At 60.8% G+C, this 25,270-nt stretch carries 18 protein-coding genes; 7 read left to right on the top strand and 11 right to left on the bottom strand.

The annotated features are described in order from the left end of the window. Positions 1-11 precede the first annotated feature (11 nt). A complete protein-coding gene (locus sS8_RS01605; protein WP_119628125.1) occupies positions 12-764 on the top strand; it encodes a CpsD/CapB family tyrosine-protein kinase in 753 nt (250 codons plus the stop codon). A gap of 303 nt (positions 765-1,067) precedes the next feature. Here sS8_RS01605 and sS8_RS01600 read toward each other — a convergent pair whose 3' ends face one another. The 7 genes from sS8_RS01600 to sS8_RS01570 all read right to left on the bottom strand — a co-directional run bounded on the left by sS8_RS01600 (position 1,068) and on the right by sS8_RS01570 (position 12,006). Beyond that, positions 1,068-1,952 carry a polyphosphate kinase 2 family protein gene (locus sS8_RS01600; RefSeq protein WP_119632564.1) on the bottom strand — a complete coding sequence of 295 codons (885 nt, stop codon included), beginning with the start codon at positions 1,950-1,952 and terminating at the stop codon, positions 1,068-1,070. A gap of 324 nt (positions 1,953-2,276) precedes the next feature. Beyond that, positions 2,277-5,021 carry a cation-translocating P-type ATPase gene (locus sS8_RS01595; RefSeq protein WP_119628124.1) on the bottom strand — a complete coding sequence of 915 codons (2,745 nt, stop codon included), beginning with the start codon at positions 5,019-5,021 and terminating at the stop codon, positions 2,277-2,279. A 249-nt stretch (positions 5,022-5,270) separates the two neighbouring features. Further along, a complete protein-coding gene (gene tnpA, locus sS8_RS01590; protein WP_119628123.1) occupies positions 5,271-5,705 on the bottom strand; it encodes an IS200/IS605 family transposase in 435 nt (144 codons plus the stop codon). Positions 5,706-5,810: 105 nt separating this feature from the next. Then, positions 5,811-6,569: an RHS repeat-associated core domain-containing protein gene (locus sS8_RS01585; RefSeq protein ID WP_170160900.1), complete on the bottom strand. Its 759-nt coding sequence runs from the start codon at positions 6,567-6,569 to the stop codon at positions 5,811-5,813. Positions 6,570-6,853: 284 nt separating this feature from the next. Further along, positions 6,854-7,171, bottom strand: coding sequence for a hypothetical protein (locus sS8_RS01580; protein WP_119628121.1), 318 nt, complete (start codon positions 7,169-7,171; stop codon positions 6,854-6,856). A gap of 14 nt (positions 7,172-7,185) precedes the next feature. Continuing rightward, positions 7,186-11,532, bottom strand: coding sequence for an RHS repeat-associated core domain-containing protein (locus sS8_RS01575; RefSeq protein ID WP_119628120.1), 4,347 nt, complete (start codon positions 11,530-11,532; stop codon positions 7,186-7,188). A 15-nt stretch (positions 11,533-11,547) separates the two neighbouring features. Next, on the bottom strand, positions 11,548-12,006 hold the full coding sequence (locus sS8_RS01570; protein ID WP_145986375.1) for a DcrB-related protein: 459 nt from the start codon (positions 12,004-12,006) through the stop codon (positions 11,548-11,550). Positions 12,007-12,338: 332 nt separating this feature from the next. On the opposite strand from sS8_RS01570, the gene sS8_RS01565 reads away from it, so the two are divergent. Next, positions 12,339-13,007, top strand: a complete 669-nt coding sequence (locus tag sS8_RS01565) for an ERCC4 domain-containing protein (protein WP_119628118.1) — start codon at positions 12,339-12,341, stop codon at positions 13,005-13,007. An 86-nt stretch (positions 13,008-13,093) separates the two neighbouring features. Here sS8_RS01565 and sS8_RS01560 read toward each other — a convergent pair whose 3' ends face one another. Both sS8_RS01560 and sS8_RS01555 read right to left on the bottom strand, forming a co-directional pair. Then, on the bottom strand, positions 13,094-13,858 hold the full coding sequence (locus sS8_RS01560; RefSeq protein WP_119628117.1) for an ABC transporter permease: 765 nt from the start codon (positions 13,856-13,858) through the stop codon (positions 13,094-13,096). A 27-nt stretch (positions 13,859-13,885) separates the two neighbouring features. Next, positions 13,886-14,824, bottom strand: coding sequence for an ABC transporter ATP-binding protein (locus sS8_RS01555; RefSeq protein ID WP_119628116.1), 939 nt, complete (start codon positions 14,822-14,824; stop codon positions 13,886-13,888). Between the two features lie 370 nt (positions 14,825-15,194). Here sS8_RS01555 and ppx point away from each other — a divergent pair, with 370 nt between their 5' ends. Further along, positions 15,195-16,700 (top strand): exopolyphosphatase, encoded by a 1,506-nt coding sequence (ppx, locus tag sS8_RS01550; RefSeq protein WP_119628115.1) that lies wholly within the window; start codon positions 15,195-15,197, stop codon positions 16,698-16,700. A 28-nt stretch (positions 16,701-16,728) separates the two neighbouring features. Here the strand turns inward: ppx and ppk1 are convergent, their stop codons facing one another. Together ppk1 and msrB are read right to left on the bottom strand one after the other, a co-directional pair. Continuing rightward, entirely contained in the window at positions 16,729-19,068 is a 2,340-nt protein-coding gene (gene ppk1 / locus sS8_RS01545; protein WP_119628114.1) for a polyphosphate kinase 1, read from the bottom strand. A 213-nt stretch (positions 19,069-19,281) separates the two neighbouring features. Continuing rightward, positions 19,282-19,746, bottom strand: a complete 465-nt coding sequence (gene msrB, locus sS8_RS01540; protein ID WP_119632563.1) for a peptide-methionine (R)-S-oxide reductase MsrB — start codon at positions 19,744-19,746, stop codon at positions 19,282-19,284. Between the two features lie 233 nt (positions 19,747-19,979). On the opposite strand from msrB, the gene sS8_RS01535 reads away from it, so the two are divergent. The 4 genes from sS8_RS01535 to sS8_RS01520 all read left to right on the top strand — a co-directional run bounded on the left by sS8_RS01535 (position 19,980) and on the right by sS8_RS01520 (position 25,211). Continuing rightward, positions 19,980-20,426 carry a hypothetical protein gene (locus tag sS8_RS01535; protein ID WP_119628113.1) on the top strand — a complete coding sequence of 149 codons (447 nt, stop codon included), beginning with the start codon at positions 19,980-19,982 and terminating at the stop codon, positions 20,424-20,426. Positions 20,427-20,801: 375 nt separating this feature from the next. Continuing rightward, entirely contained in the window at positions 20,802-21,062 is a 261-nt protein-coding gene (locus tag sS8_RS01530) for a hypothetical protein (protein WP_119628112.1), read from the top strand. 151 nt (positions 21,063-21,213) lie between these two features. Continuing rightward, complete coding sequence (locus sS8_RS01525) at positions 21,214-22,131, top strand: OmpA family protein (protein ID WP_119628111.1); 918 nt, start codon at positions 21,214-21,216, stop codon at positions 22,129-22,131. 404 nt (positions 22,132-22,535) lie between these two features. Then, a complete protein-coding gene (locus sS8_RS01520; RefSeq protein ID WP_232020475.1) occupies positions 22,536-25,211 on the top strand; it encodes a UPF0182 family protein in 2,676 nt (891 codons plus the stop codon). Positions 25,212-25,270: the final 59 nt, after the last annotated feature.

The raw sequence follows: 25,270 nt of genomic DNA, 5'->3' as shown, positions 1-25,270 counted from the left end.
GAGTGCCTCTTATGGAATCGACCGTCCCCGTTCTCGACAAAACCCGCACCGCCTCCCTGCAGCCCGCCGCGCGGATCGAGTACACCACCACCCGCTCGCTCGAGGTCAGCCGCGAGGTCCTGCGCCGCCACCGCCTGATCGCCGGCTACGAGCCAGGCCCCTACCTCGACGCCTTCAAGGTGCTCCGCACCAAGGTCCTCCAGATCCTCCGCGAACACGGCTGGAACGCCCTCGCCGTCACCAGCCCCAACCCCCAAGCCGGCAAGACCGTCGCCGCCATCAACCTCGCCCTCAGCCTCGCCCTCGACGTCAGCCAGACCGTCCTCCTGGTCGATGCCAATCTCCGCCGTCCCGCCGTCCATACCGCGTTCGGCTTCACCCCCCGCTACGGCCTCGCCGATTACCTCCTCGACGACGTGCCCATCGAGCGCCTCCTCATCAATCCCAAGGGCATCGGCCGCTTCGTCATCCTCCCCGGCAGCCGCCCCCTCCCCGACTCCGCCGAACTCCTCGCCTCCCCCAAGATGGCGCGCCTGGTGGACGAGTTGAAGCACCGCTATCCCAGCCGCATCGTGGTGTTCGACCTCCCCCACCTGACCACCGCCGACGCCCTCGCCTTCGCCCCTCACGTCGATGCCGCCCTCCTCGTGATCGAGGCCGGCCGCACCACCCAGACCCAGCTCACCGACGCCCTCACCCAGTTGAGCACCACACCCATCCTCGGCACCCTCCTCAACAAGGCCGAACCCCTCCCCGAACCCTGACCGAACCCTTGGACGCCAGGGCATTTTCACACCGCCCGTACCGGAACCCGCTCGCCGATGGGGCCGTCGGCAAGGGATTGCCGACCTATGACCCGGCCACTGTAGGTCGCGGACCCTTTCGCGACATGGTGCAGCTCGGCCCGCGGCCTGCATCTTGATTTCGAAGACGGTATCTACGAAGAAAGCTTGAGTCGATCTACCCTGGCCGAAGCGGAAAGCATTTCCGACTTAAGCGCTTCGACCGTCGGTGTCGAGGCGACGAAGCAATCGGAACCGTTGCCAGCCTTGCGGCAGCTTTATCTGTTAATCTCCCTCAAGCTCCAAGCGGCGCCTTATCTCCCGCAATTCCTCGAGACGCGCCGCGTTCGGCTCGGGATAACTCAGGCTCAAGGCTTCCATGGTTTCGACGACGATCTTGGAAACGATTAGCCGCGCATTGCGCTTGTCGTCGGCAGGAACGATATGCCAGGGCGCGAACGCCGTACCGGTCTTACCGATACAGGCCGCGTAAGCGGCCTGAAAATCATTCCAATGCCCGCGAACCTCGAGGTCCGCGGCAGTCAGTTTCCAGTTCTTGCGGGGTTCGTCTATGCGCGCGAGAAATCGTCGCCGTTGTTCCGCCTTGGACAGATGGAGAAAGATCTTGACGATTCGCGTGCCGTTGCGATGCAGATAGTCTTCCAGGTTCACGATGTCGCGGTAACGCTCTTCCCAAAGCCGCGCGGGGTCAACGAATTCCTCCGGCACACGCTGTTGCTTCAACACGTGCTGAAAGACACGCGGAACCAAGACGTCCTCATAGTAAGAGCGGTCGAAAATGCCGATTCGTCCCCTTTCCGGCAAGCGCTTGCAGGCGCGCCAAAGGAAATCGTGATCGAGTTCCTCGTTGTTGGGCTGCTGGAAGCAGAAGACCTGACAGCCCTGAGGATTGACCCCTGACATAACGTGCTTGATCGCTCCGCCCTTGCCCGCGGTATCCATACCCTGGAAAATCAGCAGAACAGAATAGCGGTTGCAGGCAAAAAGGATGTTCTGCAGTTCGCTGAGCCTGGCCCTCGATTCATCCAGCAGTTCCTTATAGTTCTTCTGCGACGAATAAAGCGGAGGTATATCGGTCGGCCAACCGGCAAGGTTGATCGGCAGACCGGCACTCACGCGGTAGTTTTCAATTGCACAGTCAATCTTCACGCAGACTCCCCTCAGTTCCCGACAGTATTTTTTCAGCCAAGCCACTGAGCATCAGGACGAATACGGTTCCGCTCGCTTCGAATCCTTCCGATGGCCCGGGTTGGCCAGCAGGGCGGTATTCGGAACCTCTCCCACTACCAGTGCCGGCGTATCTCCCGGTAGCCGGGCTCCACACCCCCCTTTCGACCGGTGCCCCGACAATCCGATGGCACGGTTTGGTCTGGACGAGACGACAGATCCCGTCATACACGGAACCGCCGCTCACAAGAGCGGTGATTGTCACATTTTCCTTCATGCCTTTGAAATGCGGCAGGCCGAATTCGATCACTCGGAGCGGCGCGCCCGGCCGGTATCGCGGCGCTTCCGTCGACGCTGGAATGCCAGCCGAAAGGCTTTTTCCATTTCCAGGATCAAGAAAAGCGCCAAGCCGATGCCGAAAATCTCGGCGCCATGGACGAAATCCACCGGCCGCGTGTCGAAGAACCGCTCCATGAAAGGCGCGTAGGTAAAGATCGCCTGCAACACGAACACAAGGAACACAGCGATCCATGCCGCCCGGTTGGCGAGCAGACCTTTCCAGCTCAGCGCCGTGGCACCGAGGTGTCGTACGTTGAAAAGGTAAAACGTTTCAAGAGCGACCAAGGTGTTCACGGCATAGGTCCGCGCTTCCTCCACACTGGATCCTTGCGTCTGGGCCAGGTAGAAAATCCCAAATACGCCGGCCACGAATAGGCCGGACACGACGGCCACCCGCCATACCAGCAATCCGGACAGAATCGGTTCGTCCGGAGGCCGTGGCGGACGCCGCATCACGTTGGGCTCGGCCGGCTCGAACGCCAGCGCCATGGCCAGGGCCACGGAACTGACCATGTTCACCCAGAGGATCTGCAACGGCGTAATCGGCAGCGTGAGCCCCGCTATTAGGCTGGCGACGATGCTCATGGATTCGCCACCGTTGACGGGCAACAGGAACAGTATGGCCTTCTTCAGGTTGTCGTAAACGGTACGGCCTTCCCGCACCGCTTTCCCGATGGAAGCGAAATTATCGTCGGCCAGCACCATTTCCGAGGCTTCCTTGGCCGCTTCCGTGCCGTTTCGACCCATGGCCACCCCGACGTCGGCACGCTTGAGAGCCGGGGCGTCATTCACGCCGTCGCCGGTCATGGCCACAACGTGCCCCTTGGCCTGGAGCGCTTCGACCAGCCGCAGCTTGTGCTCGGGCGTGGTACGGGCGAACACGTCGACCCGGTCCGCGGTCTCCGTCCATGCCTCCGGCGCAAGAACGTCGAGAGTCTGTCCTGTCTGAGCTTCCTCGCAGTTGTCGAGACGGAGCTGACGGGCGATGGCCAAGGCGGTGGCGGCATGATCGCCGGTGATCATCTTGACCCGAATGCCGGCGGAGCGGCACTGGCCAATGGCGGAGATCGCCTCCTCGCGGGGAGGGTCCTGAAGTCCCAGCAAGCCCAGCAGAAGCAGTCCCTCGCCTACTTGATCGAACTCGAGTTGACGATGCGTAGCCGCCGTTTTCATCGAGGCCACAGCCAACACGCGCTGGCCAGCCGAGGCGATCGCGTCTACCCGCCGCTGCCACTCACGGCGGTCCAGCGGCGCAGTTCCATCCGCCGCTTGTTGCTCGGCACACATGTCGAGAATACGTTCCGGGGCACCTTTTACCCAGATAAAGCCATGACCTTCATGGTCATGGTGCAGAGTCGCCATGAAGCGATGCTCGGCATCGAATGGAATGACGTCGGTGCGCGGCAAGCGCTTGCTCTCGACTCTATAATCCAGGCCCGCTTTGAGTGCCGCCGTCAACAGGGCGCCTTCCATCGGGTCGCCTTCGACCGTCCAGGCGTCCCCGAGCTGCCTCAGCGCGGAGTCGTTGCATAATGCAGCGGCACGAAGCACTTCGATGAGATTCGGATACTCCGCCGGTTCGATTTCACGGCCGTCCCGATTGAACCCTCCGTGCGGGTCGTAGCCGACCCCGGTGACTTCGAACAAACCATGGGCCGTCGCCACGGAGCGTACCGTCATTTCGTTGCGCGTGAGCGTGCCCGTTTTGTCCGAACAGATCACCGTCACCGAACCCAGAGTCTCCACGGCCGGCAGGCGACGGATGATGGCCTTGCGCCCCGCCATTCGTTGTACGCCGATGGCAAGGGTTACCGTCAGAATGGCGGGCAAACCCTCCGGAATGGCGGACACCACCAGCCCGACGACGGTCATGAACATGGTGTTCACGTCCTGTTCCTGAACCCGAACCCCATAAACGAAGACCACGGCGGTCAATACGATGATCGCGGCACTGAGCCAGCGGGAAAACCGGTCCATCTTGACCAGGAGCGGCGTGGTGGTGGTCTCGACCTCGGCCAGTAACCCGCTGATCCGTCCGATCTCGGTCCCGGCGGCGGTCGCCACCACCACGCCTACGCCCTGGCCGGCGCTGACCAGAGTGCCGGAATAGCCCATGGATCTGCGGTCGCCGATCACGGCGGTTTGGCCGACGGCCGGCGGCGATTTTTCCACCGGGACCGACTCACCCGTGAGAATCGCTTCCTGAGCCTGTAAGTTCTTGGATCTGAGAATTCTAAGGTCGGCCGGAATTTTATCTCCCGGCTCCAGCAGGACCACGTCCCCCGGTACGAGCTCCTCCGCCGGCAAGGTCCGCCGCACGCCGTCGCGGATTACCGAAGCGTTCGGTGCGAGCATTTCCCGGATCGCCTCCAGTGCCTTTTCAGCCTTGCCTTCCTGGACAAAACCGATGACCGCGTTGATTAACACCACGATCAATATGACGTAGGTATCCACCCAGTGATCGAGCAGCGCGCTGATGACGGCGGTAACGATCAGAATATAAATCAGGAGGTTGTGAAACTGGGCCAGGAATCGGCGCAAAGGCCCCCGCTTCTTGGGCTGTGGCAAACGGTTGGGGCCGTAACGATCAAGGCGTCGTCCGGCTTCGTCTTCCGGCAGCCCGTCGTTTCCGTGGCTCTTCAATCGGGCGACCACCTCGTCCGCGGAAAGGTGATGCCAAGGTTGGCTTTGCTCTGCGCTATGTTCCGTCATTGCCGTGCTCTTGTCGGTTTTTCCGCATATTCATTGGAGTTCCTCGAACGCACGGGATTCACCACCATTCCGAAGATTTCGCAGAGCAGGGGATAAGGTTGGTTGACAGCCGTAGACCCCAAAAATTATTAAGAAGGCCCTCAAATATGCGACGCCGTGGTTTGGCGAGATCAATAGATCAGCTACCACCCGCAGAGCGGGTGGTTTGATGAAGGCCCCCTGAGGGGGCCGAAAAACGGATGAAAGGGCCTAAAGACCCTGGATGTGCAGTTGCTCGATGCGCCTCTCCTCAGCTTCCTGATGACGGATATAGGCTCGAATCACTTGCTCATCCAATCCCACAGTGCTGACGCAATACCCCTTGGCCCAGAAATGTAGCCCCGTGAAGTTTCGCTTCTGTCCCAAGAATTCCCGATGGATACGGACCGCGGATTTCCCTTTCAGAAAGCCCACCGTATAGGCCACGCTGAACTTCGGCGGAATACTCAAGCACAGATGAATGTGATCCGGCATCGCGTGCCCTTCCACCAACTCGATGCCCACTTGGCGGCACAACTCGCGGAAAATCCCCCCGACCCGTCGCCGCAACGTTCCATAGATTGCCCGGCGCCGGTATTTGGGCACAAACGCAACATGGTACTTGCAGTACCATTTGACGTGCGATTGGCTCTGCCATTCTCGCATGATGACCTCCTTCCAATTGCAGTTGTAGGAGGGAGGTCATCGACCATCCAAGGGCGCTCGCCGGAACGGAAGAGCCTTGCGGAGTCCACCGCCAGAGGCGGTGGCTTACCTAATCGAGTTATCAATGCCTCCTCCGCCGATTCGGTGGATGAGTGTATTTGGATCGAGAACGAAGCCACTGGCCCATCCCAGAGGATCGATCCACCCAGTCGCATTCGGCGCATACTGATACAGATTGAACCCGCCGACCAACCCAATCGGGTCCGGGCTGATGAAGCGCCCGATCTCGGGATCATAGTACCGGAAGGTATTGTAGTGCAGCCCGGTCTCGTCGTCGGCGTATTGGCCGGGGTAGCGCAGGGGACAGTCGGTGGCGAAGGGGGTGTGCCGGTCGGCTTCGAGCAGGACCGGGCCGAGCCGCTGGCCCCAGGCGCTGTAGCGGGCGCTCCAGGCGATTCGGCCGTCGGTGTCGGTGAGTTCCCGGGGCGTCCCGAGGGGGTCGGTGTGAACCGAGTAGATCAGGGCCGGGCCAACCCCTTCGTCGGGGCCGAGGCCCTGGTCGATGGCGGCGATGGGCGTGTAGCCGCCGCCCGCGGGGTCGTAGAGCCAGGTGCGGACCTGGGTGCCATGCGCGTCCTCGGTGAGCGCCTGACGCAGCCGGAACCCGTCCCAGGCGAAGCGTTCCTGGCCGTAGCCGAGCGTGGGGCTCAGGGTGCCGGCCCGGGTCAAGCGTCCGGCGCGGTCGTAATGGTAGCGGCTCTCGCCGCGCCGGAGGTTGGAGAGACTGTCCCAGTCCCGGGCGAGTTCGCCTGTGGCGCCGGTCTCGGTGAGGAGGCGCCCGAGGGCATCGTAGGTGAAGCGCACGCTGTCTTCGGTGAGGCCCAGGGCCCGCCCCTTTTCGGTCGGGATGCGGCGGGCGCTCTCGAGCTGTCCGCCGGGGGTCCAGGTGTAGCGGGTGGTGGCGGTGCCGTCGGGGCGCTGCTCGGCGACCAGGCGTCCGACGGGTCGTAGCGAAAGCGATAGCCGCTGTCGCCCCGGCGCAGCTCGTCGAGCTGTTGGCGGGTGTTGTAGCGGGCGTGGAGGGTTCGGCCTTCGGCATCGGTCTGGCCGAGAACCCGGCCGCGGGCGTCGCGCTGCCAGGTCTGGGTTCAATCAATATTCAAACGAAACACATCTCTAATTTCACGCAATTCATCCCTGGTTTCTTGTTGTGAAAAAAGGTGCAAGATCTTATCAAGCCATTCGACAAACCTCTTAAGGTGTTCGAAATGCCTCGGTGTTACCTCATAAAAAGCCTGTGTGTGTGAATCTCTTAAAGCCTCTAAGACGCGGAGTAGTTCGACCTTGTGGTTCGCTACGTCCTCTGTTGATAGCTGAGATAGTTGGTGACAATACCAAAGCTCCCGGCTCAGATCCATCATTGTGGACTCAGAGTCAATAAGTTTGCCCAGTTCGTCAACATTCACGAATTTGCAAGTCCTCAATAGGGAGAGCCGGATAACGGTATATGTGCCCCATTAGGGTCGGATGCAAAAGATCCCCACGTTCCGTCTGTCCGATAATTTTGTTTAGCACCACCTGCTATTGGTTGTCGAGTTATCGACGTTGTAGGTCCCATAGCAGCATTGCTGCCAGGTGGTGCATTCGGATTGGCCCCATGACCATGGACCGAATAGTTGTGGCCACCCGAACTCGCCTGATATTTATATCCGCCCGTACCAAATTTTCCGGGTACTGGCGACGGCGTCCAATTGTTATTCAAACCGCCTTGTCGGGCCCATTCCTGGACATCAGCATATCTGATCTGTCCTTGACGCATCAATTCTGACGGATCATCGGGGCGTTTTACGAATCTGCCAGTTCCACTATCACGCCATCTGTAGGCTTTACCGTCATAAGTGCAACTCCACCCCCAAGGATCAATCCACGAGACCGGATTCGGCGCGTACTGATACAGATTGAACCCGCCCTCAAGCCCAATCGGGTCCGGGCTGATGAAGCGGCCGATCTCGGGATCATAGTACCGGAAGGTATTGTAGTGCAGCCCGGTCTCGTCGTCGGCGTATTGGCCGGGGTAGCGCAGGGGACAGTCGGTGGCGAACGGCGTGTGCCGGTCGGCTTCGGACAGGACCGGGCCGAGCCGCTCGCCCCAGGCGCTGTAGCGGGCGCTCCAGGCGATCCGGCCCTCGGCGTCGGTGAGCTCCCGGGGCGTCCCGAGGGGGTCGGTGTGAACCGAGTAGATCAGGGCCGGGCCAATCCCGCCGTCGGGGCCGAGGCCCTGGTCGATGGCGGCGATGGGGGTGTAGCCGCCGCCCGCGGGGTCGTAGAGCCAGGTGCGGATCCGGATGCCGTGCGCGTCCTCGGTGAGCGCCTGACGCAGCCGGAGCCCGTCCCAGACGAAGCGGGTCTTGCCCGGCGTGTGCGCATCGCCGATGTAGCGGCCGGGCGTCTTGGGTTCGTGCCATTTGGCGGTGCGCCGGCCTAAAGGATCGTAGGCGAAGCGGGTGATCCCGCGCCCGTCTTCGACCGCGACCAGCTGGTCCTGGTCGTCCCAGGTGTAGCGCTGGACGCCGGCCGGGGTGTGCTTGGCCGTCAGCCGGCCGAAGGGGTCGTAGGCGTAGCGTAAGGTCTCGCCGCGGCGGCCCCGCCAGGTGCCGAGCCGGTTCCCCGGGACGGGGGGATCGCCGGGCTGCACGAGGTTGTCGGCGGCGTCCCAGGCAAAGCGTTCCTGGCCGTAGCCGAGCGTGGGGCTCAGGGTGCCGGCCCGGGTCAAGCGTCCGGCGCGGTCGTAATGGTAGCGGCTCTCGCCGTGCCGGCGGTCGTGGATACGGTCGAGCTCGCCGGCGTCGGTGTAGGCGTAGCGGCGGCCGATCAGGGCCTCGGGGTCGAGGGTGTCGGTCCGCCGCGGGTCGCCGACCGTGACGCCCTGCCAGCTCAGCCGGCCGCGGGCGTCATAGCCGCGGCGGGTGGTCAGCGCGCCCTGGCGGCGGAGGACTTCCCGGTGCAGGTCGTCGCGCTCGAACTGGACGATCTCGGCGCCCTCGAAGGTGAGGCCGTGCACGTGGCCGGAACCGTAGCGGAGATAGCCGAGGGTCTGGCCGTGCGGCAGGGTGAGGCGCCGGAGGTTGGAGAGACTGTCCCAGTCCCGGGTGAGTTCGCCCGCGGCGCCGGTCTCGGTGAGGAGGCGCCCGAGGGCATCGTAGGTGAAGCGCACGCTGTCTTCGGTGAGGCCCAGGGCCCGCCCTTTGTCCGTCGGGATGCGGCGGGCGCTCTCGAGCTGTCCGCCGGGGGTCCAGGTGTAGCGGGTGGTGGCGGTGCCGTCGTGCCGGGCGGTGAGGCGGCCGTTGCGGTCGTAGGCGTAGCGCCGGCTGCGGACCGGCGGCTCCGGCCCGCTGCCGCGCTCGTCGCGGCGCGCCAGGGTGCCGGCGGCGGTGTAGCGGAGGTGGATTTCGACGCCGTCGGGGCGCTGCTCGGCGACTAGGCGTCCGACGGGGTCGTAGCGAAAGCGATAGCCGCTGTCGCCCCGGCGCAGTTCGTCGAGCTGTTGGCGGGTGTTGTAGCGGGCGTGGAGGGTTCGGCCTTCGGCATCGGTCTGGGCGAGAACCCGGCCGCGGGCGTCGCGCTGCCAGGTCTGGGTGTGGCCGGCCGTATCGGTATGGCGGATCAACTGCCCCAGGGCGTCCCAAACGAAGCCTTCGCGGCGGCCGTCGGGGTGGGTGACGGCGAGCACCTGGCCGAGCGCATCGAGGGTATAGCCGGTGGTCCGACCGAGGGCGTCGGTTTCGGCGACGAGCCGGCCGGCGTCGTCGTAGGCGTAGCGCCGGGTCTTGCCGGAGCAGTCGGTGCGGGCCAGGAGCTGGCCGCGCGCATCCCAGGCCAGCCGCACGGTGTGGCCCTGGGGATCGGTGATGACCGAGGGGCCGCGCAGGTGCTCCCAGGTGTACTCGGTTTGGTGGCCGAGGGCGTCGATCGTTCGCAGGAGGACGCCGCAGTGGGGTTCGTACACCGCCTGCCAGGTACTCCCGTCCGGCCCGGTTTCGGATTGCAGGCGCAGGCTGTCGGGCGCGAAGGTCCTTTCGGTGCGGAGCCCCTCGGGATCGGTTTCGGCGACGAGCCGGCCAAGGGCGTCGTATTCGAAGCGCACCGTGCGCGGGCTCTCGGGGTCGCCCGGCAGGTCGAGCCGCACCAGGTGGCCGCCGGCGTCATAGGCCATGGCGTAGCGGCGGCCGTCGCAGTCGTGATAGGCGGTGATCTGGCGGTGTTCGTCCCAGGTCCAGTGGGCCTCGAGCGGGTTTTCGGGGTCGCCGAGGTCGGCCGCGGTGGCGCGGCGGGCGGCAACGTCGTACCGGAAGCGATAGTGCTCGCCGTCGCCGGTCGTGTGTTCGACCACCCGGGGCTGGCCGTCGATCGTTTCCCAGCGGTAGCGGCCGGTCAGTCCCAGGGCGTTGCGGTGGGCGATCATCAGCCCGGCCTCGGCGCCCGTGTCGCCCCAGGCGAAGCGGCGGGTGACCCGGTCGAGGGCGTCGCGCACCGCGATCAGCCGGCCCTGCGCGTCGTAGGCGTAGCGGACCAGGGTCGCGACCGGCCCGCCGGCGAGGCGTTCGATGGCGATGAGGCGGCGCAGGCCCTGATCACCGAGCGTGGCGTAATGCAGGGCGAGCCGATGGCCGACGGTGTCGGTCAGCGCCACCGGGACCCCGGTGGCGTCCCGCTCCAGCACGATGGCATTGGCGCGGTTGTCCTCGATGCGGGTGAGCTGGTGGGTGGTCGGCGAACCGGGCGGGGCCGGACTGAAGGCGTAGTGACGTTCGGCCAGGTCGCTGATCACCCAGCGGCCGTCGCGCAGGTGCCCGAGAAAGAGCTGTTCCACCGGCGCGAACAGCTTCTCGCCGCGCGGCACCCGGGGGAAGACGATGGCGCGGCCCTGGGCGTCGGTGTAGGTGACGCTGTCCTCGCCCACCGCCAGGCTGATTTCCCAGGGCAGCCGCCAGCCGCGCCCGAGCGCGCTCCCATCGTCCAGCGCGCTGCTGTAGAAACGGGCGGCGGTGAGGGGCAGCGGGGCGATGAGCGCGAAGTCGGTCTCGTCGTGGGCGAGCAGCAGCTTCTGTCCGCCGGCGATCTGCACCGGGTGCCCGATCAGGCCGCCCACCACGCGATCGACGGCGGGTCCGAGGAGATAGCGGCCGGCCGCTTCCCCGGCGACAAAGCCGGCGACGTACTTCGCGGCGCACGGCGCGAGGGCGCGCACCGACGCCCCGCCGGCCGGCCGGATCATGCCGGCGAGACCGCCGACCAGGCCGGCCAGGGCGAACGTCCAGTCCACGGCGGTGCGCAGCCAGTCGGGCACTTCCCGCGCGATCGGCAGGTACTGCACCCGGCCGCCGCCGATGCGCACGTTGTTCGAATGCTCCGCCACCTTGCCGTCGCAGGTGGTGCTGTCGCCGCGGCGGACCGCCGGGAGGCCGTTGATGTAGACGTTGCCGGAGCCTTCCGCCATCACCTGCTGCGGCGAATCCCGGCCGCAACTGACGGTGCTGCGCTGGACGAAGGCCGCCGCCCGCCCATTGATGAACACGTTGGGCGAGCCGCGGGTGACGGCGCCGGCCCGGCTGCTCATGGCCCGGCCGATGGCTTCCGAGGCGCTCAGGATCGCGCTGGCGCCGATGCCCGCCGCGAGCCCCGCCAGCAGCACCGCGCCGAAACCGCAGGTGAAGGTGGCGAAGGCGACCGTCGCGATCAGCGCCACGCCGAGGAGCGCCCCGATCAGAAAGCCGGCGAGCGCGCTGGTATGTTCGACCCCGTCCCCGAGGCGGGCGGCTTCGTACATGCGGGGCGCGGTCGCCTAGGGCGCGGGCGCGCGCGGCCGGAAACCGGCCAGGAGCGCGGACCAGCGCGCGTCAAACTCGGCATCGAACGGCCGCTTGCGGGTGGCGGAAAACACCAGGACGCGGCCCCGGAACGGTTCGCCCAGGGCAAAGGCGGCCTGGCGTTGAAAGAAGGTCTGGCCGGCGGTGGGCTGGGTGGCATCGATGAATTCGCCGGCGAGCGCCGCTTCGCCCGCGCCGAGGACACACGCGCCGCGGCGGAGGACCTTGTGGCCCTTGATGTTTTTCGCCATCACCCCGATCTGGCGCGTCACATAGGCCGGCAAGGCCTCGCCGGGTTCGAAGCGGTCGCGGGCGATCGTGAGGTTGAACCCGGAGGTCTCGGGCGCGCCGAGGATGAGGATATTGGCGGTGCGGTCGGTGAACCGCACCGGGTCGAGGTCGAGGCAGCCTTCGTTGAAAAGGTAGTCGCGCATGGGGGCCTTGGGCGGGTGAAAATCGCGGGGCTTGCGGTGTTGGGTGTTCGTACGATCCGACGGCGCGTTATCTTCCTGCAACAGGCCCGAAAAGGCTTGTCGGCCCAGGCTGATTTTTGTGTCGGATTTGGATTACATCGGGGCACTCGGGCGAAAAAAGGCTAGTCTTGCCCAATGAAAGATCCGGATTGTGGCTCGCTCTGCATAGACAACCGAGCTTCTCCGTCGAGCTTCGAGCTTGCAGAATAGATTTCGCTTATGACTTTCCCCGGAGCGGCAGGATCCTGTGGTATGACGGAAGCCGGGACTAAACCTTTCTTTTAGCTGGAATCATGACCCTCATCCAAGCTGTCGTTGACGACCGGGAACCGGACGGCGCCATCCTCGATGCCTTGAGGAACATGAGTGACGTTCAGGTGACGATACGGCGCCTGGAACTGGGCGATTACGAACTGGACGGCTGCCTGCTTTTCGAACGCAAGACCTTGCGTGACTTGATCGCTTCGATCCAGGACGGCCGGCTTTTCCGGCAAGCTTGTCGCCTTGCCTCTTCGCCTATGTGCAAAGCGTTGATCCTCGAAGGCACCTCCCGCGACCTGCTCGGCGGAGGTATGCGACGCGAAGCCGTTCAAGGAGTGCTTATCCATCTGACGCTGTTTCTGGGCATTCCCCTGCTGCGTTCGACCGACCCGGCGGAATCCGCCCGGCTCATGATCTATGCGGCTCGACAGTTTGAATCCATTCTCAGAGGAACTTCGCCCCGCCTCTTCAAAGGCAAGCTCAGAACGCAGCTCCAGATTTTGCTGGCGCTTCCGGGAATAGGCCCTGAATACGCAGCCCGATTGCTGGAAACCTTCGGCAGCGTGGAAGCGAATTTCAACGCGAAGGTGCATGATCTCATGCGCGTGCCGGGCGTGGGTAATGCGAGAGCGCGAGCTATTCGCTGGGCCGTGAGCGAACAGCTATCGCTGTATTCGAAGCGGGACGATCCGGTTCTGTGAGTTAGGCCTACCCCCATGTCTGGAGCGAATCTTCGAATTCGATGAAATCGGCATGCTGCACATGTATATGATTGTGTAGTCCTGGTCTAGGTTTTCAGTCCGGTCCCGCGGCGGAGCAAGACAAGGCTCCAGGCCATGAGAATCGAGATCGAACCGCCGATGATCAGGAAAGCGGTCCGGATATCCACGTCGGAGATCCCTACGAATCCGTAGCGAAAGGCGTTGACCATATAAAGAATCGGATTCGCCAGGGACACTTTCCGCCACAATTCGGGCAACAGCTCGATGGAGTAGAAGACGCCGCCCAGGTAAACCAGCGGCGTAAGAACGAAATTCGGGACGATAGAGATGTCGTCGAAACTGTTGGCGTAAACGGCATTGATGAAACCCGCCAGCGAAAACAGGGCCGCGGTCATTAAGAACACCACGGCGATGAGCCCCCAGTGGACCGGCTGCACATCCGTGAAGCATATGCCGACAAGGCCAACCACTCCCCCCACTGCCAGCCCCCGGGCGATTCCGCCTCCGACATAGCCGGCCAAGATGATCCAGTTGGGTATCGGCGAAATCAGTAACTCCTCGATATTCCGCTGGAACTTGGTGGAATAGAAGGATGCCACCACGTTGCCGTATGCGTTGGTGATGACCGACATCAGGATGACGCCCGGCACGATGTAATCCATGTAGGACATTCCCGCCATGGGCCCTACCCGCCCGCCGATCAAGGTGCCGAAAATCAGAAAATAGAGCGAGGTGGTGATTGCCGACGGCAGGATGGTTTGCGGCCAGATGCGGACGAAACGAAAAATTTCCTTGAACAGAATGGTTTTGAAAGCGATCAGGTAATGCATGCGGCTGAGTGTTCTCGAGCAATTCGGTCAGGCTGTTTTTCGCGTGGAATCGGCACGCCCGTTTTCCACCAGGTCTATGAATAGCTGCTCCAATCGATTCGCGGCATTGCGCATGCTAACCACTTCCATGCCCTGGGCGGCGAGCTGATCAAGCAAACCATGAAGCCCGAGTTCCATGGGCACGTCAACGGCCAGGGTTTGGTCTTCCAGCCGTTCAAGCTGATAGCCGTCGATCGCCGCTACGAAATGCGCGGGTTTTCGCAGCTCGAGAATATAGCGATTGGTGTGAAGCTTTCTCAAAAGATCGGACATCGCATTGTGCTCGACGATATGCCCGTGATTGATGATGGCGATGTGGCGGCAGAGGTTCTCCGCTTCTTCCAGATAATGAGTCGTCAGGATGATCGTGGTCCCTTCCTGGTTGATTTTTCGCAGGAATTCCCACATCGAGCGGCGAATCTCGATGTCCACTCCGGCCGTGGGTTCATCGAGGATGAGGAGTTTCGGCGAATGGACCAGGGCGCGCGCAATCATCAGTCGTCTCTTCATGCCCCCCGAAAGGTGGCGCGACACGCTGTTCCGTTTGTCCCACAGGCTGAGCTGGCGCAAGCACTGCTCCGCGCGCCGCATCGCTTCTTTCCGGCGTATGCCGTAATAACCGGCCTGATTGACCACGATATCGAGAACCTTTTCGAACTGGTTGAAATTGACTTCCTGCGGCACGAGGCCCAGGCAACGCTTGGCGGCCTCCCGCTCTTTGTCCAGATCATGACCGAAAACTTCGACGGTCCCGCTGGTTTTTCTCACCAGCGAACTGACGATTCCGATCGTAGTCGACTTCCCGGCGCCGTTCGGCCCCAGGAGCGCGAAGAAATCTCCGGCTTTCACGTCGAGATCGATGCCTTTCAAGGCTTCTAAGCCGTTGTTATAGGTTTTTCGCAGATTACGAATGGAAAGTGCGTTCATTTCGGGCTGTATTTGTCGACAATATTTGTAAAAATACGGCTCTACCGTGAGGCCATGGCAGTCATGCCATCGGCGCGGACGGTACCCACCGCCCCCTCTCGCCTTGGGAGAGGATTCAGGCGAGGAGCCAAAACAAGATTTCTTCCTTTGGTATAAGGCAATCGCGCCCATTTATTCCGCCTAAGCAGGAAGAAAACTTCTTTTGCACGCCCTCGCCCAAGTCTTCTCCCATGGGAAGAGTGAGCTTTTACGACATATTGGCCGTGAGGGCCCGGGCTTCGAAAAACATGGGCCGGGCGTCGCGTTAACCGCGAGATTGTAACAAATACCACCCTCGCTAAAGTCTCTCCCACCCTTTTCCAACGGTTCAATGACTCAAATAAAAGCACATCCTCCAGACCACGTTGCTGCCGTGGACTTGGGTTCCAACAGTTTCCACATGGTCGTGGCGAAACTGCGGGCCGGCGAATTGATCATCGTCGACCGGCTGCGGGAAATGGTCAGACTGGGAGCGGGACTCAACGCTCAGCGGCACCTGACCCCGGACGCGCAGCAACGGGCACTGGCCTGTCTCGACCGATTCGGCCAGAGGCTTCAGGACCTGCCGCCCGGCAGCGTCCGCGCGGTAGGCACGAATACCTTGCGTGCCGCGCGCAACGCCGGTCAGTTTCTGGTTCTGGCGGAAAAGGCACTGGGCCATCCGATTGACATTATCTCCGGCATCGAAGAAGCACGGCTGATCTACGCAGGGGTCGCCCAGAGTCTGGCGCCCGACGGCAAGCCACGGCTGGTGATGGATATCGGCGGCGGCAGCACTGAATACATCATCGGCGTGGATCAGACTCCGCTTCGCAAGGAAAGCGTGCGGATAGGCTGCGTATCCATGAGCCTCGCCCATTTTACCGACGGCAAGATCACCGGCAAACGCTTCAAGAATGCGGTCATCGCCGCTCAGCATGAGTTGGAACCCTTCGAATATACCTTCCGCAAGGACCACTGGGACGAAGCCGTAGGCGCGTCCGGAACCGCAAGAGCCATCCGCAAAATCCTGGTCGGCCGCGGTTGGAGCAAGGACGGCATCAGCCGGGACGGACTCGACCGGCTGGTCGAGTCCGTCCTGACCCTGGGACGAGTCGATAAAACGGGGTTCCCGGATCTCAATCCCGACCGCTATCCGATCTTCGCCGGGGGCCTTGCGATTTTGTATGCGACATTCAAGGCACTCGGCATTCAAAAGATGCAGGTTTCCGACGGCGCCTTGCGGGAAGGCTTGCTGTACGATCTCCTGGGCCGGCTTTACAACGACGACATCAGGAGTCGAACCGTGGCGGCGCTGGCGACTCGCTATCACGTGGATCTGCAACAGGTCGGCCGCGTTCAGGAAACGTTGAAATCGTTTCTGGACCAAAGCCCGTCAATCGGCGACATCGGCCCCGAAACCGCCGAACAATGGCTGAATTGGGCGGCAAGCTTACACGAGATCGGACTGGATATCGCACACAGCCAATATCACAAGCATAGCGCCTACATCATCGAGAACGCCGACCTGCCCGGCTTTTCGCGCCAGGATCAATTGCTGCTGGCCGCGCTGGTGCGCGTCCACCGCAGAAAATTTCACCTGAAGTTCTTCAAGGAATTGAGCCCTCCATGGAACGAGGCAGGACAGCTTCTGGCGGTGCTGCTGCGACTCGCCATACTTCTGAACCGCAGCCGCCACCGTAACCCGCCTCCCGATATCAAATTCAGCCTCGGCGATTCTCGGGTCGATCTAAGATTTCCGAAACAGTGGCTGGAAAATCATCCGCTGACCGCGGCCGACCTGTTGCAGGAAGCCGGAAATCTCGGCGCTGCCGATATCGAGCTGATTTATGCCTGACCTAAGGTCCGAACCCGCCCGGTGCCGGTCAGCTCGATTTCTTCAGTTGCTCCAGCAGAACGGTCTGGGCCTGGACGCCGCGCGGATTAGCAGGCTGCGGACGTGAATAATTGCCGTCGGAAGTAAGCAGCCAGGCTTGACTGTCGTCGCCGAGATAGAGATCGAGGTCTGCCCGGATGCGGTCTGCCAGCTTTTTGTTCTCGATGGGGAAGCAGGTTTCCACGCGACGGAACATGTTGCGGGGCAGGAAGTCCGCGCTCGCGAGATACACTTCCGGATGCCCGCCGTTTTCGAACCAGTACACGCGGCTGTGCTCCAAGAATCGCCCAATGATCGAGCGAACTTCGATGTTTTCGGACACGCCGGGGATTCCGGGCCGAAGACAGCAGATTCCGCGGACGATCAGCTTGATCTCCACCCCGGCCATGGAAGCGCGGTAAAGCGCCTGGATCAACTGCGGCTCCGCCACCGAGTTGACCTTGATGATGATGCGGGCGGGACGGCCGGCGTGCACATGCTCGATTTCCCGGTCGATCTTCTTCAGCAGGATCTGATGCAAGGTAAACGGCGATTGCAGCAGCTTGTTGAGACGTCCGACCTTGCCCAGGCTGGTCAGCTGAACGAACACGCGGCGGACGTCCTCCCCCAGTTCCTGATCGCCGGTCAGCAGCCCATAATCCGTGTAGAGCCGGGCCGTGCGCGGATGGTAATTGCCTGTGGATAGATGCGTGTAATAGCGCAGGTTCCGACCTTCGCGTCTTAGCACCAGCAGCATCTTCGCATGCGTCTTGTACCCCACGATGCCGTAGACTACCTGCACACCCGCCTCCTGTAGACGCGTCGCCAGCGAAATGTTGGCCTTCTCGTCGAATCGCGCCCGCAGTTCCACGACCACCGTGACTTCCTTGCCGGCCCGGGCGGCTTTGAGGAGGGCGTCGACCACCGCGGAATTGGGCCCGGTGCGGTACAAGGTCTGCTTGATGGCGACCACGTGGGGGTCGTCGGCGGCTTGCCGGATCAGTTCGATGACCGGCGTGAAGGACTCGTACGGATGATGCAGAAGAATGTCCTGCTTCTTGACGGCATCGAAGATGTCCCGCCCGCCGCCGAGCTGGCTCGGAAATCCGGCGGTGAACGGGGGGTATTTGAGATCGGGCCGGTCGATCAATTCGTAGACCTCCCGGGTTCGGCTCAGATTGACCGGGCCGTCCACGCGGTACAGCCTGTCCTCGCTGAGCCCGAACTGGCTCAGCAGGAACTCGACGATCGCGTCGGGACAATTGTCGGCCACTTCCAGCCGAACTTCGTCGCCATAATTCCGGGTGCTCAATTCGCCTTCGAGTGCCCGCAGCAAATCATCGACTTCTTCCTCATCCAGGTACATTTCGCTGTTGCGGGTAACCCGAAACTGGTAGCAGCCGCGTACTTTCATGCCGTAGAACAAATCGTCGACGAAGGCATGGATAATGGACGAGAGGAACACGAAGTCGTACGGTCCGCTCTCGGTTTCGCCCTGCGGCAGCTGGATGATGCGCGGCAAGGCTCGCGGCGCCTGCAGGATGGCGAGCGTGATGTCCCGTCCGAACGCATCCTTGCCTGACAACGGCACGATAAAATTCAAGCTCTTGTTCAGAATGCGCGGAAACGGGTGGGCCGGGTCCAGCCCGATCGGGCTGAGGATCGGCAGCAGTTCCTTCTCGAAATATTTTTTGAGCCAGGCCTGTTGAGAGGCATTCCATTCGCTTCTGCGCACGAACCGGATACCCTGCTCCGCCAATAACGGCAGCACCACCTGATTCAATACCCGATACTGCTCCGCCACCAGGTCGTGAGCGCGCGCGCTGATCGCAGCCAGGGTTTCCTGGGGGGCGAGACTGTCGGGCTCGGTCTGAATCGCGCCCAAATCGGCGAGCTGAATCAAACCTGCGGCGCGGACCTCGAAGAATTCGTCCAGATTGGAACAGGAAATGGAAAGAAAATTCAGGCGCTCCAGGAGCGGCGTACGCTCATCCTTGGCTTGTTCGAGCACGCGCCGGTTGAACTCCAGGAAGCTCAGCTCGCGGTTGATATAAAGCTGCCCATCCGACAAATCGATGGATCCGGCCGCTTGTTCGCCTTCGGTTCCGGTTTCGCCCGACGCCTCCGTGCGCTTGTCCAGCAGCCTGCGCGCGCCGGTCGCCTTTTCCATGTCGCCCACCAGGTACTTGGCCGCCCGAATCATGCGCATGGCCTTTGCCTTATTGAATCCCGCCATTTTGACCAATTGGTCGGCATCGGCGTTCGCCAGCTCTTCGACCGAGAATATTCCGTGCTCGGCCAAAATCGTTCGCGTGGATTTAGTAATGCCTTTTACTTGGTTGATGATCAAACCTGTTTCCCCTAACTTTTCTCATTCCGGAATCATAGCGCACCACATTCCCGGCGGGCCGGAAAATAGGCACGATTCAGCAATATCCTATGAAAAAAATCGGTTGGTAACCGACTCGTCCCCTGCCTGAAACGATGACATGGTCCCGGGCGCTTGACAATTACGCGCCTACGCCGGTCCCGCTAAGCCAATCAATGCCTTTTTGTTGTTCGTTCACTTGGTCTGTTCGAAAAGGATACGGTATTCCCCGTAGCCTTCTTTTTCCAGATCTTCCTTGGGGACGAACCGGAGTGCCGCCGAATTCATGCAATAACGCTTTCCGGTGGGCGGCGGCCCGTCATCAAACAGGTGCCCCAAATGCGAATCGGCATGCTTGCTGCGAACTTCGTTGCGGACCATGAACCAGGATCGATCCTGACGATAGGTCACATTGGCCGGCTCCAGCGGCTTGGTGAAGCTCGGCCAGCCGGTGCCGGAATCGAATTTGTCCAGAGAGCTGAAAAGCGGTTCGCCGGATACGACATCCACATAGATGCCTTCCCGATGATTGTCCCAATATTCGTTTGCGAACGCTCGCTCGGTTCCGTCTTCCTGAGTCACTTTAAACTGTTCGCTCGACAGCCGTTTGCGGAGATCATCCTTGCTCTCTTTTTTGAATTGCGATGAATCCCACGACATGGCCGGGTCTCCATAAAACATTAAGGTAAGCAATAATACCAAGGCTTTCATGATGTTCCTGTGTCGACTTGAAAAAATACCGGCCAGATCTTCCATTCGGTTCTTCTTGCGCTGTCTTTCCAGCCCTATGACAGCAGACGCGGGTCAAAAAATCCTGTCAGGGAAAACCCTCGGGTCTCCGGGCCGTCTAATTTTCTATCGCGCCAAACAAACGGATTTTTGTGGAGGCCCAAATGGCACCGGAGTCAAGGAGAACCCCGACGAAAGCGGCCAATGCGCTATTGACGCTCTTTGCGATCCTGCTTTCCAGTCCGAGTTCGGAGGCGAGCGAGGAAATTGGACTGGTGGCGGGCACGCATTCTCTGCTGAAGTCGCAACCCCCGATAGCCGTCAAGAAAGGCGCCATTCTTGCCGGACTGGACCGCAGAATGTATTTCGCACTCCAGAAAGCCAGGCGAGTTTGGAGCCGATACGGCAAATTGCTGGTCGTAACCTCCGGTTTGGATGGCAGGCACAAGAAGGGAAGCCTGCACTATGTAGGCCTGGCCGTTGACCTCCGATCCAGATACTTCGCTCCGTCGACCCGCAGGACAGTGACTCGCGAACTGCGGCGAAATCTGGGTGACGAATTCCAGGTGATCGACGAAAAACATCATATACACGTGGAATTCGACCCGTAAAGCCGATGCGGCACACGAGTAGTCCCTCCTCGATGTCCGCCGGACCTTTCCGGCCTGAGGCAGCGGCTTGACGTTGCAGTCCGAGTTTTCCAGTGCCTAATTTGCCATTATTCTAGAAGCAGCGGCCGGACGCTTCCGAGCGTGCGTAGCGACTTCACCGAAACGGTGAGACCGGCGGAAGGCAGAACGGTCATGCTTCACACGGCTTTTCCGCTCCTTCCAAGCAGTCGCCAGCCGTTTCTAGGATAATGGCGCTTTCGCGCGACGCGGATCCTCAAAAAGGCCGTCGTTCGCCGGCATCCGATATGAGAGCCGCCCGGGATTCGACACACCGAGGCGTAACCGAAACACAACCGTCCGGGGGGAAATTCGGCCATGGCCGACGAGAATTCCAATCTGATCGATCTTCAAGCACTTCGAGCAAAGCGCCTCGACGAGCAGAGGAAACAGCGCGCTCACCTGCAAGTAAGTTTGGGCAAGGAATTTCTTCTTGATCTTTTTTGGTACGAGCACGAGCGGGAGCCATCCTCCGCTGCCGAGTTAAAGCAGTTCCAGGAACAAAAGGGACTACCCGACGTGTCCGATTCCGCCCTCTTCCGCGGCTGGCTAATGCGCCGCCTCAGAGAAGAAGCCTGAGCCGGGGACGGATTCTTCTGCAAGTCTCTTGCATCAGGATCTCTCATAAGATTGAACCTACGTTACACTTTATACGCTCAAGTGACACGGCGAACCGTAAATCCGCCGCTCACTCCTTCCAAATCAGGCAAATCCATTCGAGGAGACGATAATGATTAAAAAAACCATTACCGCCGGTGCAATTGCCGCGCTGATGACAGGCTGCGCCGGCGGTCCTTACGGGGGGGCGCCGCAGTTCGGAAAGACCGGCACGGGAGCTGTGATAGGTGCTGCGGGCGGAGCGGGGCTCGGCGCAATCATCGCCAAGGACAAGGGCAAAGGGGCGTTGATCGGCGCCGGCGTAGGGGGGCTGCTGGGTGCCGGAGTGGGCGCCTACATGGATCGTCAGGAAACGCAGCTGCGCGAACAACTAGCGGGCACCGGCATCGAAGTACAGCGGAGCGGCAATGATCTGGTCCTGAACATGCCGAGCAATGTCACGTTTGCCTACGATTCCGACCAAATCTCACCGCAAGCGGCAAGCGCACTGACCCAGGTCGCCGGGACTCTGAACCAATTTCCGGAGACGCTGCTGACCGTGGCCGGGCATACCGACTCGGATGGCAGCGATGCCTACAATATGGATCTTTCCCGCCGCAGGGCCGGCGCCGTGTCCGAATTCCTGATGGCGCAGGGCGTCGCCGGCGGCCGCCTGCATTCGATCGGAATGGGCGAACGCCAGCCAATCGCAAGCAATAGTACGGAAGACGGCAAGGCTCGCAATCGCCGGGTGGAGTTGCTGATTCGGCCCGACCAGACTGCCGCGCAGCAGCCCGGAGCACCACAAGGCCAAGGGTATCCCGCTCCGACGGGAACTTATCCGCAGCAACCGGGCGGGTACTCTCAACCGGATGCCTACCCGCAGCAGCCCGGCGGGTATTCCCAACCGAGCACTTATCCCTATCCCCAGCAACCCGGCGGTTACTCCCAGCCCGGTACCTATCCGCAACAGCCGACGGGATATCCTCAACAGGGGAATTATCCGCAATACCCGCAGCAGACCTATCCGACTCAGACCTATCCGCGGTAATCCCGCCGAGTTCGGTTTTATTCTCTGCGAGGGCATCGCAAGATCCGATTCACGAAGCCTCTCCGCAAGGAACGCGGAAACTTTCTCCTTACGTCAAGGTTTTGCCGGTTTGTACGCTTGGAATGCCGGTGGCCATTTCCGGGTTCGGATCCGATCGGGTAGGCTTTTGGCGAGGCTCTCCTTGTCGGGAGGGAGCGAAATTCGAACCCGGCCGCATGGCCGAATCTCTCATTAATAAGCAACTACTTGTGTCACTAATATCAAGGTATTATCTTACGGTGTGATCCAACCGCCACTGACGCAGCTCTAGTCCGGCTTTCCGACGCCGCTTTTCGAAGCGCGGCTCCATCCTAAATATCCCGATCAGTCCGATAGTAAGAATCAGAACCACCCGAGAGGCCCCTATGCAAAATTGGAAACGACTGCTGATGCTCATTGCCGCCGTCATCATCGGTTTGGCTACAGTGCTTTTAGCATCCGGCATCGCTTTAACGAATTTCATAGTGGATTTTTGGTGGCACGACGGGCTCGATTACGGCGGGTATTTTTGGCTCAAGCTCCTGTACCGTTACATCCTGTCGGGCAGCGTCACTCTGTTCTTTTTCCTAATCTTCTTCCTTAATTTCTGGGCCGCCTCCCGTTATCTCGGCATCGACGAGACTGCGTTCAGCCGGCTGGGCCACTCCGAAGGCAACCGCTACCGCCGCCTGCTGAAACTCTTCCAGACCGGCTCCATGCGCGTCTATACGCCTCTCTCGCTCATTCTCGCCGTGCTCATCGCGATCCCGTTCTACAAGCAATGGGACGCTGCCCTGCTGTTCCTGTTCGCTCCCAGTGCCGGGATTCCCGATCCGGTGTTCGGAAACGATGTCAGCTTTTACATGTTCGCTTATCCGATCTTCACGCTGATTCAAAGGGAATTGCTCATCGCTTCGATCATTGTGAGCGTGGCGATCGCACTCCTCTATTGGATCGAACACAGGTTGCTGCCGGGAGAGCGAAAGGAATGGCCCATCGGCGCGAGAATTCACTTGAGCGGCATTATCGTCATCACCGCGCTGATCATGGCCTGGGGGTTCATGCTGTATCGTTTCGGGCTGCTGTACACGGATGTTCACGAACCCCAGTTCTTCGGCCCGGGATTTATCGAGCTTCGCTATCACCTGCCGTTGATTTGGCTATCGATTTTGACCCTGCTCGGCGCAGTGTTGGCCGGCTTGTTCTATGTGCATAAAGGCACGGGGCTAACCGTTTTGGTCAGTATGATCCTGCTTTTTGTCGCATCCATCGGTATCCGTCAGATCGACATCATTCCCGACCTGATCGATCGGTTCGTTGTAAAACCGAATCCGGTCAAAGTCGAACAAGCGTTCATGCAGAACAATATCGACGCGACTCTTACCGCCTACGAGCTAAACGATATCAAGATCATCGACGTCATGCCGGCCCTGCCCGACCGCGATATTCTCGATCAGACCTTCCGCGAACACCTTTACAACATTCCGGTCTGGGATCCGGAATACCTCGATGAGGTCTATCAGCAGCTGCAGGGCATTCGCCCCTACTACCGCTTTCCGAACGTGGACATCGCGCGCTATGTGATCAACGACCGGCTCGAACAGGTGAATCTGTCCGCGCGTGAAGTCAATATCGATAAATTGCCGGCCGAAGCGCAGAATTGGGAAAACACCCATCTCCGTTACACTCATGGCTACGGCGCGGTAATAACACCAGCCGCTCAGGACGGTGAAACGCCAATGAAGTGGTTCCTCCGCGATTTAAGGATGGAATCCGGTGTAGGCTTCACGGTCGAAAAACCGGATATCTATTTCGGCGAAGAAAACCTTCCTTATGCCATCGTGCCGAACCTTCTGAGCGTCGTAGGCATTTCCAGCTTCGACGAGGAATCCAGCTACAACTACACCGGTAGCGGCGGGGTACCGATTTCCTCGTTCTTCCGTAGACTGCTGTTCGCTATCTATTTCCGCGACCGGAATTTGTTTTTTTCATACAACATCCGCGGCGATAGCCGGGCACTTTTCCACCGCAATATCATCGACAGAATCAAGCGGCTCACCCCCTATTTGTCCCTGGACAATGATCCATATGCCGTCGTCACGCCGAAGCGTATCTACTGGATCGTAGATGCATATACCACGTCCAGCCTGTACCCGGTATCGAAAACCACAAGCACTCGCTTTAACCGCGAGAGCGAGGATAAGCCGTTCAACTACATTCGCAACTCGGTCAAGATCGTCGTCGACGCGTTCGACGGCAATGTCGACTATTACGTCGCCAACCCCAACGACCCCATCATTCAGGGCTACAGAAGAGCGTTTCCGGGCGTTTTCAAGAATATGAGCAGCATGTCTCCGATGCTCCGGGAGCAGTTGCGCTATCCCAAGGATATGTTCACGACGCAGATGAGCGTCTATGCCCGGTACCATCAGACCGATCCTGCCCAATTCTTCCAGCAGTCTGAAACCTGGGATTTCGCCACGGTCAACGACTCCGTGATGAAGCCTTTCTACTTCACGACATATTTGCTGGAAGGACTTCGAGAGCCGGAAAATTTCGTCCTGATCAATCCCATGACCCCTATAGGACGGAGCAATCTCAGTGTACTGGCGGTCGCCGGCACGCCAGCCGCCAGGGGGCGTACCGATTTTTCCAAGGAGATCGTGCTCTACCGATTCAGCCGCGAGATTCAGGTCGAAGGCCCTTCGCAAGTCAGCGCGCTGATCGATCAGGATCCCGAGATTGCGAGGCAATTTGCGCTTTGGGACCAAAAAGGGTCACACGTGCTTCGTGGGCGGATTATCGTGCTGCCGGTAGGAAGATCCGTCCTCTACGTACAGCCGGTCTACATCGTTTCGACCGGTACCACGAGAATTCCCGAACTGCAACGCGTCATTTTGTCGATGGGAAATATTGTGATTATGGACGCGTCCCTGGAAAAGGGAATGGAAAGACTCCAGGAGAGGCTGCGGGAACTGGGGCCGCAAATTCCGCCTACCCCCCCGACGGAGCCAACCGAACCGCCGCCGCCTCGAATGCCCGAAATAAGGCCAATGACCTAAACTCAGCCACGGCGGCGGAAAGCGGCGGCGTTCATCGCCGCTGCCGCTTAACGCGCATG

Source organism: Methylocaldum marinum (genome assembly GCF_003584645.1).
GTDB classification, from domain to species: Bacteria; Pseudomonadota; Gammaproteobacteria; order Methylococcales; family Methylococcaceae; genus Methylocaldum; species Methylocaldum marinum.
This window is presented reverse-complemented; position numbering and strand designations above follow the sequence as displayed.

Bases quoted from the DNA above. Each gene is read 5' to 3' on its own strand.
- sS8_RS01605 (WP_119628125.1), top strand. From the start codon at position 12: ATGGAATCGACCGTCCCCGTTCTCGACAAAACCCGCACCGCCTCCCTG.
- sS8_RS01595 (WP_119628124.1), bottom strand. From the start codon at position 5,021: ATGACGGAACATAGCGCAGAGCAAAGCCAACCTTGGCATCACCTTTCC.
- tnpA (WP_119628123.1), bottom strand. From the start codon at position 5,705: ATGCGAGAATGGCAGAGCCAATCGCACGTCAAATGGTACTGCAAGTAC.
- sS8_RS01575 (WP_119628120.1), bottom strand. From the start codon at position 11,532: ATGTACGAAGCCGCCCGCCTCGGGGACGGGGTCGAACATACCAGCGCG.
- sS8_RS01570 (WP_145986375.1), bottom strand. From the start codon at position 12,006: ATGCGCGACTACCTTTTCAACGAAGGCTGCCTCGACCTCGACCCGGTG.
- sS8_RS01565 (WP_119628118.1), top strand. From the start codon at position 12,339: ATGACCCTCATCCAAGCTGTCGTTGACGACCGGGAACCGGACGGCGCC.
- sS8_RS01560 (WP_119628117.1), bottom strand. From the start codon at position 13,858: ATGCATTACCTGATCGCTTTCAAAACCATTCTGTTCAAGGAAATTTTT.
- sS8_RS01555 (WP_119628116.1), bottom strand. From the start codon at position 14,824: ATGAACGCACTTTCCATTCGTAATCTGCGAAAAACCTATAACAACGGC.
- ppx (WP_119628115.1), top strand. From the start codon at position 15,195: ATGACTCAAATAAAAGCACATCCTCCAGACCACGTTGCTGCCGTGGAC.
- msrB (WP_119632563.1), bottom strand. From the start codon at position 19,746: ATGTCGTGGGATTCATCGCAATTCAAAAAAGAGAGCAAGGATGATCTC.
- sS8_RS01535 (WP_119628113.1), top strand. From the start codon at position 19,980: ATGGCACCGGAGTCAAGGAGAACCCCGACGAAAGCGGCCAATGCGCTA.
- sS8_RS01530 (WP_119628112.1), top strand. From the start codon at position 20,802: ATGGCCGACGAGAATTCCAATCTGATCGATCTTCAAGCACTTCGAGCA.
- sS8_RS01525 (WP_119628111.1), top strand. From the start codon at position 21,214: ATGATTAAAAAAACCATTACCGCCGGTGCAATTGCCGCGCTGATGACA.
- sS8_RS01520 (WP_232020475.1), top strand. From the start codon at position 22,536: ATGCAAAATTGGAAACGACTGCTGATGCTCATTGCCGCCGTCATCATC.